This window comes from Dorea sp. OM07-5 (assembly GCF_003481355.1).
Taxonomy (GTDB): Bacteria; Bacillota; Clostridia; order Lachnospirales; family Lachnospiraceae; genus Dorea_D; species Dorea_D hominis.
Window position 1 is genome coordinate 66,499 of the sequence record NZ_QUKZ01000002.1, and the last position, 14,389, is coordinate 80,887.

At 42.8% G+C, this 14,389-nt stretch carries 12 protein-coding genes; all 12 read left to right on the forward strand.

Annotated features, from left to right (window positions below):
* The first annotated feature begins 6 nt into the window (after positions 1-6).
* Complete coding sequence (alr, locus tag DXC04_RS02105; RefSeq protein ID WP_117537213.1) at positions 7-1,173, forward strand: alanine racemase; 1,167 nt, start codon at positions 7-9, stop codon at positions 1,171-1,173.
* A gap of 76 nt (positions 1,174-1,249) precedes the next feature.
* Positions 1,250-1,597 (forward strand): type II toxin-antitoxin system PemK/MazF family toxin, encoded by a 348-nt coding sequence (locus tag DXC04_RS02110; RefSeq protein ID WP_021861095.1) that lies wholly within the window; start codon positions 1,250-1,252, stop codon positions 1,595-1,597.
* Between the two features lie 24 nt (positions 1,598-1,621).
* Positions 1,622-2,413: a hemolysin family protein gene (locus DXC04_RS02115; protein ID WP_021861094.1), complete on the forward strand. Its 792-nt coding sequence runs from the start codon at positions 1,622-1,624 to the stop codon at positions 2,411-2,413.
* Between the two features lie 57 nt (positions 2,414-2,470).
* Positions 2,471-3,202, forward strand: coding sequence for a YebC/PmpR family DNA-binding transcriptional regulator (locus DXC04_RS02120; RefSeq protein WP_117537212.1), 732 nt, complete (start codon positions 2,471-2,473; stop codon positions 3,200-3,202).
* 27 nt (positions 3,203-3,229) lie between these two features.
* Complete coding sequence (locus tag DXC04_RS02125; RefSeq protein ID WP_243112081.1) at positions 3,230-3,988, forward strand: CFI-box-CTERM domain-containing protein; 759 nt, start codon at positions 3,230-3,232, stop codon at positions 3,986-3,988.
* Positions 3,989-4,028: 40 nt separating this feature from the next.
* Positions 4,029-5,309 carry an O-acetylhomoserine aminocarboxypropyltransferase/cysteine synthase family protein gene (locus DXC04_RS02130; RefSeq protein WP_117537210.1) on the forward strand — a complete coding sequence of 427 codons (1,281 nt, stop codon included), beginning with the start codon at positions 4,029-4,031 and terminating at the stop codon, positions 5,307-5,309.
* A 71-nt stretch (positions 5,310-5,380) separates the two neighbouring features.
* Positions 5,381-6,067: a ClpP family protease gene (locus DXC04_RS02135; protein WP_118519339.1), complete on the forward strand. Its 687-nt coding sequence runs from the start codon at positions 5,381-5,383 to the stop codon at positions 6,065-6,067.
* A gap of 68 nt (positions 6,068-6,135) precedes the next feature.
* Complete coding sequence (locus tag DXC04_RS02140) at positions 6,136-8,565, forward strand: FtsK/SpoIIIE family DNA translocase (protein WP_118519340.1); 2,430 nt, start codon at positions 6,136-6,138, stop codon at positions 8,563-8,565.
* A gap of 82 nt (positions 8,566-8,647) precedes the next feature.
* Positions 8,648-10,189, forward strand: a complete 1,542-nt coding sequence (locus DXC04_RS02145) for a chitobiase/beta-hexosaminidase C-terminal domain-containing protein (RefSeq protein WP_118519341.1) — start codon at positions 8,648-8,650, stop codon at positions 10,187-10,189.
* 348 nt (positions 10,190-10,537) lie between these two features.
* Positions 10,538-11,719 (forward strand): iron-containing alcohol dehydrogenase, encoded by a 1,182-nt coding sequence (locus tag DXC04_RS02150; protein WP_021861032.1) that lies wholly within the window; start codon positions 10,538-10,540, stop codon positions 11,717-11,719.
* Positions 11,720-12,001: 282 nt separating this feature from the next.
* Complete coding sequence (locus DXC04_RS02155) at positions 12,002-12,889, forward strand: sulfide/dihydroorotate dehydrogenase-like FAD/NAD-binding protein (protein WP_021861031.1); 888 nt, start codon at positions 12,002-12,004, stop codon at positions 12,887-12,889.
* A complete protein-coding gene (gene gltA / locus DXC04_RS02160; RefSeq protein ID WP_021861030.1) occupies positions 12,889-14,274 on the forward strand; it encodes an NADPH-dependent glutamate synthase in 1,386 nt (461 codons plus the stop codon). The genes DXC04_RS02155 and gltA overlap by 1 nt, the downstream gene beginning before the upstream one ends.
* The last annotated feature ends 115 nt before the right edge of the window (positions 14,275-14,389 follow it).

Below are 14,389 nucleotides of genomic sequence, written 5' to 3' on the forward strand. Positions count from 1 at the left end.
AGAAAAATGAAGAATTATACAAGAGTGTGTGCAAGAATCAATCTGGATGCAATTGAATCAAACGTAGAGAATATGAAGAATAATTTACAGGAAAATGTTCCGATGATCGTTGTTATTAAGACAGATGCGTATGGACACGGTGCTGCTCAGGTAGCACATCTTCTGGAGCCAAAATCTTATGTATGGGGATTTGCAGTTGCTACATTAGATGAAGCAGTATTACTTCGTAAAGCAGATGTGACAAAACCGATCTTGATTCTTGGATGCGTCTTCCAGGATCAGAGAGAAGATCTTATCAATAACGAGATTCGAATGACAGTATATACAGAAGAGATGGCAAAAGAACTGTCTGATCTTGCCGTGAAACTTGGCAAAAAAGCTTATGTACATATCAAACTGGATACCGGTATGGGAAGAATCGGATTCAAAATCAATGACGAAAGCGCTGATACGATTGAAAGAATCAGCAAACTTCCGGGACTTGTACTGGAAGGAATGTTTACACATTTCTCCAAAGCTGATGAGACAGATAAGACATATACAAACAGTCAGTTTGAGAAATATATGCGGATGAAACATGCACTGGATGAAAAGAAAGTATATTTTACTTATTATCACTGCTGCAACAGTGCAGGGATCATTGACTGCAAAGAAGATAATCTGAGCCTTGTTCGTGCAGGTATTTCCACTTATGGTATGTATCCGTCTGAGGAAGTTCATAAGGAAAACGTTGCGTTGATGCCGGCATTGGAACTGATCAGTCACGTTGCATATGTAAAATGGGAAGATCCGGATGAGTTGATAAGTTATGGCGGAACTTATAGGACAACAAAAAGGACAAAGATTGTTACGGTTCCGGTCGGCTACGGAGACGGTTATCCGAGAAGTCTGTCCAACAAAGGTTATGTCCTGATCCACGGAAAGAAAGCACCGATCATCGGACGTGTCTGCATGGATCAGTTTATGGTGGATGCGACAGAGATTGATGACGTGAAATTTGGTGATAAGATCACACTTGTCGGACATGACGGAGACGAATTCCTGCCGGTAGAGACATTAAGTGAGCTGTCAGGAAGATTCAACTATGAATTTGTATGTGACCTCGGAAAGCGGATTCCGAGAGAATATATCCGTGACGGAAAAGTTGTAGAGCAGGCTGATTGTTTCGCATAATATAAAAGAAAAGCATACATCCGAAAAATATGGGAATACTGAAAGTATCTTAATTTGAGCGGAGTGTGAAGAAGACGTGCAGGTAAGACGCGGTGATATATATTATGCGGATCTAAGTCCGGTTGTTGGATCAGAACAGGGAGGAATCCGGCCGGTTTTAATTATTCAGAATGATACAGGTAACAGGCACAGTCCGACTGTGATCTGTGCAGCGATCACGTCCAGGATGAATAAGGCAAAACTTCCTACGCATGTGGAGATTGATGCAAGGCAGTACCAGCTAGTGAAAAATTCAGTAATCCTTCTGGAACAGATTCGCACGATCGATAAGCAGCGGTTAAAAGATCTGGTATGCCACCTAGATAAAAATATAATGACAAAAGTTGATGAAGCACTGAAAATCAGTCTCAGTCTTCATACATAGAAAAGGAGTACAAGATAATTTACTATGGAAAAGAAAAGTTTATTTCAACGGATCAGGCAGAGTCTCAAACTCGATGACGAGATGGACGAAGCACAGATACGAAAGGCGGCAGGTCTGATCCGCAATATCTTCCGTTATATGGACAAAGATGCAAAGGATATTATGACACACCGGAAAAATATCGTTGCGATTGATGCGACAGAAACACTGGAAAATGCATTTCAGTTCATGCTGGGAGAGAGCTATTCCCGCTTCCCGATTTACGAGGAGGATATAGACCAGATCATCGGTTTTATCCATCTGCGGGAGGCGGCGACCTGTTATCTGGATGAATCGCTCAGAAAACGTCCGGTAAAAGAATTGGATACATATATAAGGTCGGTTTCCTTCATACCAGAGACGAAAAGTATTGATAAATTATTTAAAGAAATGCAGACAAAGAAAAATCACATTGTTATCGTTCTGGATGAATATGGACAGACTTCCGGTCTTGTTGCGATGGAAGATATTCTGGAAGAGATTGTTGGAAATATTCTGGACGAATACGACGAAGAAGAAGAGATGATCCATGCGCAGTTGGACGGAAGCTACCTTGTGGATGGGCTGACGGAACTGGAAGATCTGGAAGATATTCTGCAGATTTCTTTTGAGGAAGAGGAATGTGACACGTTAAATGGATTCCTGATCCGGCAACTTGAACGTATTCCCGGAGAGGATGAAAACTGCTCAGTTCTCTACAATTCCTACCGATTTACAATCTTATCCGTAGATAATAATACAATACAGAGAGTTAAGATTGAAAAAGTACTTGAATAGTGCTAGAATAAAACGATGTGAAATAATTAAGAATAGATACAAGGAGAGATAAGATTTATGTCTGGACATTCAAAATTTGCCAATATCAAACATAAGAAAGAGAAAAATGATGCAGCAAAGGGAAAGATTTTTACAAAAATCGGTAAAGAGCTTGCCGTTGCAGTAAAAGAAGGAGGAAGTTCAGATCCTGCTAATAACAGCAGACTTCGTGATGTTATTGCTAAAGCAAAAGCTAATAATATGCCGAATGATACAATCGACAGAAATATCAAGAAAGCATCCGGAGATGCCAATGCAGCGAATTATGAGCATATTACATATGAAGGATATGGACCAAACGGAACAGCTATTATTGTAGAGACACTGACAGATAACAGAAACCGTACAGCTACGAATGTTAAGAATGCATTTACTAAAGGAAACGGTAATGTCGGAACTCCTGGATGTGTATCCTTCATGTTTGACCGCAAAGGTCAGATTATCATTGATAAAGAGGAATACGAAGGGGACGCAGATGAGCTGATGATGCAGGCACTGGATGCGGGTGCAGATGATTTTATAGAAGAGGAAGACAGCTATGAAGTTGTTACAGATCCGGATACATTCAGTGAAGTACGTCAGTCTCTTGAAGATGCAGGAATCGCTATGGCTTCCGCAGAAGTAACTATGATCCCGCAGACATATGTAGAACTGACAGATGCAAAAGATATTGCAAGCATTCAGAAGACACTGGATATGCTGGATGATGACGATGATGTACAGGATGTATATCACAACTGGGATGAATAGGATATCTGGAAACTTCGGAGGAGAAGCATGGACAATATAGAAAAGACACTGCAAGAGCTGTTTGACGAGATGTTGACACATGTCAAAGGCTTTCGCAGAAAAACATACAACGGAGTTTTTGAAAAAGGATATTTGAAATACCGCCCTGTACTTGTAAGTCTTGAGCAGCTTTTAGCTGAGACAGAAGATGAGGAGAAAGATGCGCTAATAGAAAAACTTTCGCAGGTGATTCCAGCTTATGCATATGATAAGATGCAGAAAGAAGCGAAAAAAAACAGAGAGCGTCTGGGTGTAGATTATAATATGAATATGGCAGTATATGTTATTCCGTTTCTGAATTACTCCAGAAATGAAGACTGCGAGAAATTGTCCCGTCGCATTGTAGAAGTATGGAATGAGAAGAAGGTTACATCCTTAACACTTTCTCATTCTTCTTATGATGATATTGCGGAAGGATTTCGCAGCAAACTATGTTATATCACTACAGCAGTGTGTGAACATATGCAGAAAGAAGACGACTGCTATGAAATGCAAGTGATGCGCAGATTCCGAGATGAATATCTGATGCGGACGGATGAAGGACGTAGTATTATAAAGGACTACTATGAGGTTGCGCCGGGAATTGTGATGATTTTAAATATGCAGAAAGATGCAGCTGCCATCTATAAGCAACTGTATTGTAAATATTTGCTACCATGCGTGCAACTGATCGAGCAAGGGAAGAAAGCACAGTGCCAGGCATTATATATGCAGATGGTACAGAATCTTAAAATGCAGTATATCTAAATATCAGAATATTATAAGGTATAGTCAGGAGGAAAAGGAAATGAGTGATTACAAACTGGAAACCAAATGTATTCAGTCCGGTTATGAACCGGGAAATGGGGAACCGAGAGTGCTTCCGATTTATCAGAGCACAACATTTAAGTATAACAGCAGTGAGCAGATGGGCAGACTGTTTGATCTGGAGGAATCCGGATATTTTTATACACGTCTGCAGAATCCGACAAATGATGCCGTAGCAGCAAAGATCTGTGATCTGGAAGGCGGTGTTGCCGCAATGCTGACTTCATCCGGACAGGCTGCAAACTTTTACGCAATTATGAATATTGTAGAAGCAGGAGACCATATCGTATGCGCATCTGCGCTTTATGGAGGCACCTATAACCTGTATGCCCATACGATTAAGAAAATGGGTGTGGATGCAACATTTGTTGATCCGGAATGTTCCGAAGAAGAGTTAAATGCAGCATTCCAGGAGAATACAAAAGTTGTATTCGGTGAGACGATCGCCAATCCGGCGCTTGTTGTACTTGATCTGGAGAAATTTGCCAAAGCTGCACATTCACATGGAGTTCCATTTATCGTGGATAATACATTTGCAACTCCAGTCAACTGCCGCCCGTTTGAGTGGGGAGCAGATATCGTTACACATTCTACAACAAAGTACATGGATGGACATGCATCCTGTGTCGGTGGGGCAATCGTAGACAGTGGTAATTTTGACTGGGAAGCGCACAAAGACAAATTCCCGGGACTGACTGCGCCGGATGAGACGTATCATGGAATTGTCTATACAGAGAGATTTGGAAAAGGCGCCTATATTACAAAAGCAACGTCTCAGTTAATGCGTGACCTTGGTTCAATCCAGGCACCGCAGAATGCATTTCTTCTGAATATCGGACTGGAGACTTTACATCTGCGTGTACCGAGACATTGTGAGAATGCTTTAAAAGCAGCTGAATATCTGAAAAACCACGAAAAGGTTGCATGGGTTTGCTGCCCGTCCATGCCAGGTGACAAATACTACGATCTGGCATCCAAGTATATGCCGAACGGAACCTGTGGTGTAATCACATTCGGCTTAAAAGGCGGAAGAGATGCTGCTGTACGCATGATGGACAGCCTGAAGATGATCGCGATCGTGACACATGTAGCGGATGCGAGAAGTTGTGTACTGCATCCGGCAAGCCACACACATAGACAGATGAATGATGAGGAACTTAAAGAAGCTGGCGTACAGCCGGATCTGATCCGTTTCAGCGTCGGAATCGAGAATGCAGAAGATATTATTGCGGATCTTGCACAGGCTCTTGAGCAGGCTTAATTTTCTGATTTACGAATAAAAATAACAGGACACCTTCATACTAACAATAAAGAAGTATGGAGGTGTTTTTTATGGATCAGAAGCAGTCAGAAGAGAGAGAACAGATCAAAGAAATGGGGAGTCTTGATCTGGGAACAAATAAACAGAAAGACAGGATTAAATTACTGACGATTATTGGCGAGATCGAAGGTCATGAGGCAGTATCAGGCAATACAAAGGCAACGAAATATGAGCATCTTCTCCCGGTGCTTGCGGAAATAGAAGACAGCGAAGAGATTGATGGACTGCTTGTGCTTCTGCACACACTGGGCGGTGACGTGGAAGCGGGGCTTTCTATTGCAGAGATGATCGCATCGCTCAGCAAGCCTACCGTATCGCTTGTTCTTGGAGGCAGCCATTCTATCGGCGGACCGCTTGCAGTATCAGCCAGATATTCTTTTATTGTTCCAAGCGGCACGATGGTTGTTCATCCGGTGCGTACGAACGGCATGTTTATCGGCGTGGAACAGAGCCTTCGCAATATGCTGAAAACACAGGATCGGATCACCCGATTTCTTTCAGATCATTCGAAAATGAGTCAGGAGAGAATTGAAAAATTAATGCTCAATCCTACAGAACTTGTAAAAGATGTCGGTACTTTGCTGGAAGGTGAAGATGCTGTGAGGGAAGGTCTGATCGATGCGGTTGGGGGTCTTAAGGATGCACTTGGCAAACTGCATGAAATGATCGCGCAGGAGAAGCAAAAAAGAGCAAAATAACGTAATGACATCCCTTCTTAATAATGCTATACTAATAATAGTATTGCCAAGAATAAGGGGGAATATAAATGGCTGCAAAGTCAAGGAAAAAGAGGAGTACAAGGCAGACCAAAAAGAAAAAACAGGAACAGAGTTTCCTGCGGGATGAAGTGACAATCTGGCTGACACTGGCAGTCAGCATTCTGATCATGCTCAGTAATTTCGGCCTGGGTGGCTCGGCGGGAGCAAAGGCTTCCCACGGATTATATTATGCATTTGGAGCAGTTGCCTATGTAGTTCCGTTTCTATTATTTGGAATTGTTGCATTTCTTATCTCAAACAAAGGGAATGTAAATGCATATTTAAAGACAGCGGCAGGACTTATATTTGTTGTCCTGACCTGCGCACTTCTGGAATTGGTGGACAAGATCGGAGGTATCATCGGCGAAAAGATTACGAATGTACTGGCACCGGTTATCGGAGTCGCAGGTACATATGTTGTTGTTCTTATTTTCATGATCATTTGTTTTGTCATTATGACTGGAAAGTCTTTGCTTAAGGGAGTAAAAGAAAGTGGAGACCGAGCATACGGCAAAGCAAAAGAAGATTCTGCCAGAAGAAGGAAGATTGCAAAAGAGCGCCGGGAAGAACGCAGTAAAGAGCGGGAGCGACTGCGTGAACAGAAAGCAAAAGAAGTGCTAGAACAGAAGAAATTCCAGGCAGAGAAACCACCAAAGAGTGTCGGAAAAAGTAAGCGCAGTGAGAAGCATGTGGAAGGTGTTTCGTTTGATACAACACTTGGCGGCGGACAAACACCGGCACACGAAGATATGCATGAAGTTTCAGCAGAACCACAGTTCGTGATCCACCGCGGGGATGATGCGTCTATGCCGGCTGATAAGAATGAGATGCCGTCAGTGGCAGACGCAGATGTTCAGGAAGAGAAACCGCGCAGACGCAAAACACGTGAAGCGGCTGCAGAACTGGCGAAGGAGACTGCACAGGTTGCGGCTACGGTTGCTTCCGGAGAGAGAAAATCAAAGAAAGCATATCAGTTCCCACCAATCTCACTTTTGAAACGAGGAAAGAATAAAGGTGGAGAATCTGATGCAAGCCTTAGAGAGACCGCAATGAAGTTACAGCAGACACTGCAGAATTTCGGAGTCCAGGTTACAGTGACGAATGTAAGCTGCGGCCCTGCGGTAACACGGTACGAGTTACAGCCGGAGATGGGGGTTAAAGTTAGCAAGATTGTTGGGCTTGCCGATGATATCAAACTGAATCTTGCAGCGGCAGACATTCGTATCGAGGCGCCGATTCCCGGAAAAGCGGCAGTCGGAATTGAAGTTCCGAATAAGGAAAATTCCGCAGTTATGCTCCGTGATTTGCTGGAGACAGGAGAGTTCCAGAACAGTCCGTCAAATATTTCATTTGCAGCTGGAAAAGATATCGGTGGCAAAGTTGTTGTGACGGATATTGCGAAGATGCCACATCTTCTGATCGCAGGTGCAACCGGTTCCGGTAAATCTGTCTGCATCAACACAATCATTATGAGTATTTTATATAAAGCAAGACCAGATGAAGTGAAGCTTATCATGATTGATCCGAAAGTTGTAGAGTTAAGTGTATATAACGGGATTCCGCATCTGATGATTCCGGTTGTGACCGATCCGAAGAAAGCAGCAGGTGCTCTTAACTGGGCGGTTGCAGAGATGACGCGAAGATATCAGGCATTCGCAGAATACAATGTACGTGATATGAAAGGCTACAATGCGAAAGTAGAAGCAATGCCGGAACCAGCTGAGGGTGAACCGGCAAAACCGGTTCTGATGCCACAGATTGTCATTATCGTAGATGAGCTTGCAGATCTGATGATGGTAGCGCCGGGAGATGTAGAAGAAGCAATCTGCCGTCTGGCGCAGCTTGCCCGTGCAGCCGGAATCCATCTGGTTGTTGCAACACAGCGTCCATCCGTAAATGTTATTACCGGACTGATCAAGGCAAATATGCCGTCAAGAATTGCATTTTCCGTATCATCCGGTGTTGATTCCAGAACAATCATCGATATGAACGGAGCAGAGAAACTGCTTGGAAAAGGTGATATGCTTTTCTACCCGTCCGGTTATCAGAAACCAGCCAGAGTACAGGGTGCGTTTGTAACAGATAAAGAAGTGCAGGATGTTGTGGAGTATCTGAAATCACATAATGATGATTCCGGATATGATGAAAACGTTGTAAACCATGTGAATACTTCGGAGATCGGAAGTGGAAGCATCGGAAGTGCAGATACCGGGGAGACGGATGTGCATTTTATAGAGGCCGGAAGACTGATCATTGAAAAGGACAAGGCGTCTATTGGTATGTTGCAGCGTACGTTTAAGATTGGATTTAATCGTGCAGCGCGCATTATGGATCAGCTTTGTGAAGCCGGAGTTGTAGGCGGCGAAGAAGGCACGAAACCACGAAAGATTTTGATGTCTGCGGAGGAATTTGAGCAGTATATTACAAAAAAATCATAAGTTTCCAGTTGCAAGCAGAAAAACTTTGAAGTATAATAGTGGAGTTTCGAGAAAATATACAGGGAGGAGGACATGATGAATCATGAAATGTAAATTCTGCGGACATGAGATACCGGATGGTGTGTTGTATTGTGATGCATGTGGGAATGAAGTCCGTATTGTTCCTGATTATAATCCTCTTGATGATATGTTAACCGAGCAGGTTCGGTTTTCGATAGATGAACAAAATGAAGGGAAAGAAGATCCGGATTATCTGGCATATGACCGTACCCGGGTGGATGTCCGAAGTAATACGGGTGGACGTACCAGCGGAAGATCTGGCGCAACCGGTAGAATAACAGGAGTATCTGCCCGCACGACAAGACGAACGATGAATACGCGTGTGACGGGCGATACATCTATCCGGGCAACCGGTAAAACTACGGTGCTTCGCCAGACCGGAAGAACAGGAAATACAGGCAGAACCGGACGTACCGGTCAGATCGCAGACCGTACCGGAGGCGGTAAAAGGTCTGTGAGTCGTAAGAAGAAAGAACAGAAGATGGCAAGACTTAGGAGAAAGCGCCGGATTGTCATTCTTGTTCTTATTCTTTGTATTGCTGCGATCGCTGGTATCAGTTATGCACTTTATATCAATTCCTATACGGGAATTGTAAGAAGTGGTAATAATGCACTTAAGAATCAGGAATATTCAAAAGCGGAAAGTTATTTTAAAAGAGCGATCAAAAAGAATAAGCAACGGCCGGAGGCTTATAGCGGTCTTGCAAAGACATATCTCGGTCAGGATGAAGATGACAAGGCAGAGAATGTATTCCTGGACGCGATTGATACGCAGTCAGGAAATGCGGACCTTTATGATGCCTGTTTCCAGTTTTATCTGGATACAGACCAGACACTTAAGATTCCGGAACTTTTCGATGACGCTGATGATTCTGTACAGGAACAGTTGTCAGAATATGATATTGACAGACCAACATACAGTCTGGATGATAAAAAGACATATGATGATGTACAGCAGGTGACACTTACCGCCGGTAAAGGAATGACGATTTATTATACAACCGATGGAACGGATCCGACATTTGACAGCGACAAATACAAAGAACCGATTCAGCTTGAAGAAGGGGAAAATGACGTGCGTGCAATTGCTGTCAATAAAAAAGGGATACCGAGCAGCACTGCACAGAAGGTGTATAAGATTGTGTTCCCGATTGAGGAAGCACCGGCTATTTCACCGTCTACCGGACAGTACGAAAGTAGTCAGACGATTGAAATTAAAGTACCGGATGGATATACGGCATACTATACGATGAATGGAAAGACACCGACAACATCCTCAAAGAAATATACCGGGCCGATTAAGATGCCGGAGGGCGAGACATTGTTTAAGGCGATTCTTGTAAACAGTGACGGACGTTCAAGTGGTGTTACAACACGTAATTACGTGCTGGATCTCAGCAGCTCGAAGGGCAATTCAGATACCTCATCCAATATATCCGGAAGCAACAGCGATTCTTCGGATATATCTACGTCCGACAGTAATACTGACGGATTGGGAACAGATACAACAACCGGAAGCCGTTCCAACCGTGTGATCACCGGAAAGGGAGGAGCTTCTGAGTAGGACCGATGTCAGAATAAAGCAAAAAGATAATATAAGAAATGAGCAGGGACACATGGAAAGTGAAGCTTATCATGTGTCCTTTTTTTGTGTAATAGTTTCGTTTCTACTACGTAAAAACTCTCCGGAAGGATGCGCACTCACGTGAAAGGGCAGAGTGTAAAAGCAACAGCGCTCATCGCAAGAAAATGCCTTGGCACATTCTATTTTGTTATGACGATATGAAAAAAGATTGTACGAAAATAAGTACAAAAAGTCATAAAAAAACTATTGCGTTATTTTTTTAACAGATATATAATTGTGTTAAAGAATTAACAAAATAATATATCTTAAGAAAAGGAGATGCGAACAATGGCAAGATTTACATTACCAAGAGACGTATATCACGGCAAAGGATGTTTGGAAGAACTTAAGAATTTAAAAGGTAAAAAAGCAATCCTCGTAGTAGGCGGCGGTTCTATGAAGCGACAGGGATTTCTGGACAAGGCTGTCGGTTATTTGAAAGAAGCTGGTATGGAAGTCCAGTTGTTTGAAGGTGTAGAACCTGATCCATCTGTAGAAACTGTAATGAAAGGTGCAAAAGCAATGCAGGAGTTCGAACCGGACTGGATCGTTGCTATGGGTGGAGGATCACCAATCGATGCTGCAAAAGCAATGTGGGCATTTTATGAATATCCGGACATTACATTTGAAGATCTGATCACACCGTTCAGTTTCCCGGAATTAAGACAGAAAGCAAAATTTGCAGCGATTCCGTCTACATCGGGAACGGCAACAGAGGTTACGGCATTCTCCGTTATCACAGATTATGCAAAAGGAATCAAATACCCTCTGGCAGATTTCAATATCACACCAGATGTAGCAATCGTTGATTCAGAACTGGTAGAAGGACTTCCGGCAAAACAGGTTGCATATACAGGAATGGATGCACTGACACATGCGATTGAAGCTTATGTATCTACTCTGAACTGTGTATATACAGATCCACTTGCAATCCAGGCAATTGAAATGGTATTCGATTACCTGCCGGCATCTTACAACGGAAATATGGAAGCAAGAGCACAGATGCATGACGCACAGTGTCTCGCAGGAATGGCATTTTCCAATGCATTACTTGGAATTGTCCACTCTATGGCACATAAGACGGGTGCAGTCTTCTCAACCGGTCATATCACACATGGTCTTGCGAATGCAATGTATCTGCCATATGTAATCAAATACAATGCAAAAGATCCGATCGCAGCAAAACGTTATGCGGAGATCGCACGTAAAGTAGGACTTCCGGGAGCTTCAGAAAAGGCACTGATCAATAGTTTGTGTGAGAAGATCCAGGCATTCAATGTAAAACTTAACATTCCGGCAACATTAAAAGAGTTCGGAATCAAAGAAGATGAATTCAAAGAGAAGATTGCTACAATCGCTGAAAATGCTGTTGGTGATGCCTGTACAGGATCTAACCCAAGAGCCATCGATCCGGCAACAATGGAAAAGTTATTTACATGCATTTATTACGGAACAGAAGTTGACTTTTAATTCGGCATTTTTCCAATTACCATACATAAGGAAGGAAGCGGAACCTGACTCCGCTTCCTTCTTTTATCGCCGTCAGGGCAATATAAAAAATATAACATTTATGTGTCCGTCAGGCTGCATTTGATGAATGTTAAATGTTTATCTATAAGTATATAATTATAATAAATAGTCAAAAGAAGAGAATTACTGCAAAACAATTGTACAAAAACAGGATGTATTGCTTGCTATTTTTCTAAAAATATTTTATTATGATAAAAGGATTATATTCGAGGAGGAAGAAAGATGTACAAGATATTGAAAGCTGAGAAATTGGCTGCGAACATTTATCTTATGGATGTCGAAGCTCCACGTGTTGCACGTCACTGTGAACCGGGACAGTTCGTTATCGTTAAGATGGATGAAAAAGGGGAACGTATTCCACTTACAATTTGTGATTATGACAGAGAAGCCGGAACGATTACAATTGTATTCCAGCCGGTAGGAGCATCTACAACAAAGATGACAGAGATGAAAGCCGGAGATTATTTCCGCGATTTCACAGGACCGCTTGGATGTCCATCTGAATTTATTCATGAAGATCTGGAAGAACTGAAAAAGAAGAAAATCTTATTTGTCGGTGGTGGTGTCGGAGCCGCACCGGTATACCCACAGGTAAAATGGATGAAAGAGCATGGAATCGATGTGGATGTTATCATCGGCTCCAAGACAAAAGACCTCTTAATTCTGGAAGACCAGATGGAGGCAGCTGCAGGAAATTATTATCCATGTACAGATGATGGATCTTATGGTCATGCAGGTATGGTTACAACAAAGATCGAACAGCTTGTAGAAGAAGGCAACAAATACGATGTCTGTATCGCAATCGGACCAATGATCATGATGAAATTCGTATGCCTGCTTACAAAGAAACTGGAGATCCCGACAGTTGTAAGTATGAATCCGATCATGGTAGACGGAACCGGTATGTGTGGAGCCTGTCGTCTGATTGTAGGCGGAGAAGTAAAATTCGCATGCGTAGACGGACCGGAATTTGACGGACATCTCGTTGATTTTGACAACGCTATGAAGAGACAGCAGATGTATAAGACACAGGAAGGTCGTGCGATGTTAAAATTACAGGAAGGTGACACCCATCACGGTGGATGTGGCCAGTGCGGAGGTGAGAACTAATGGCAGATGTATTAAAAAGAGTGCCTGTCAGAGAACAGGATCCAAAAGTAAGAGCTACGAATTTCGAAGAAGTTTGTTATGGATATAATCAGGAAGAGGCAATGGAAGAAGCTACACGTTGCCTGAACTGTAAGAATGCAAGATGTATCCAGGGATGTCCAGTATCGATCAACATTCCGGGATTTATCTCAAAAGTAAAAGAAGGAGATATCGAAGGCGCATATAAAGTAATCGGTGAGTCTTCTGCACTTCCTGCAATCTGCGGACGTGTATGTCCACAGGAATCACAGTGTGAGTGCAAATGTATTCGTGGAATCAAAGGCGACGCCGTATCTATAGGTAAACTGGAAAGATTCGTTGCAGATTATGCACTGGAACATGATATTAAACCTGAAAAAGCTGAGAAGACCAATGGTCACAAAGTTGCAGTGATCGGTTCCGGTCCGTCCGGACTTACCTGCGCAGGAGATCTTGCCAAATTAGGATATGAAGTAACTGTATTTGAGGCACTTCACGAACTCGGGGGTGTGCTTGTATATGGTATTCCTGAATTCCGTCTTCCAAAGCAGAAAGTTGTTAAGAAAGAGATTGAGAAAGTAAAAGAACTCGGTGTTAAGTTCGAGACAAACGTTGTAATCGGTAAATCTACAACGATTGACCAGTTAATGGAAGAAGAGAACTTCGAAGCAGTATTTATCGGATCAGGAGCCGGACTTCCAATGTTTATGGGTATTCCAGGAGAAACTGCAAATGGCGTATTCTCTGCAAATGAATATCTGACCAGAAGTAACCTGATGAAAGCATTTGATGATTCTTATGATACACCGATCGCAGCAGGCAAGAAAGTTGCAGTTGTCGGTGGTGGTAACGTAGCTATGGATGCTGCGAGAACGGCACTTCGTCTTGGCGCAGAAGTACATGTTGTATATCGTCGAAGCGAAGCAGAGCTTCCGGCAAGAGCAGAAGAAGTTCACCATGCAAAAGAAGAAGGTATCATCTTTGATCTTCTTACCAATCCGAAAGAGATTCTCGTTGATGAGAACGGTTGGGTGAAAGGTATGAAAGTTGTGAAGATGGAACTTGGTGAGCCTGATGCATCCGGAAGAAGACGTCCAGTTGAGATTCCTGGATCTGAGTATGATATTGACCTGGATACAGTGATCATGTCTCTTGGCACTTCTCCGAACCCACTGATTGCTTCTACAACAAAAGGTCTGGAGACAAACAAGAGAAGATGCATCGTTGCCGAAGAAGACAACGGACAGACTTCCAAAGCATTTGTATTTGCCGGCGGAGATGCCGTTACAGGAGCTGCTACAGTTATCCTTGCTATGGGAGCCGGTAAAGCAGGAGCAAAGGGTATCCACGAAGCATTATCCAAATAGAACATATAAAAATCTTAAAGTTTTATACAGACATTAATCATTAAGATTATGAAGACGAAAAGACAAGGACAGGTAATTCTGTGCCTTGTCTTTTTTTCTGGGTGTGGTATAATTT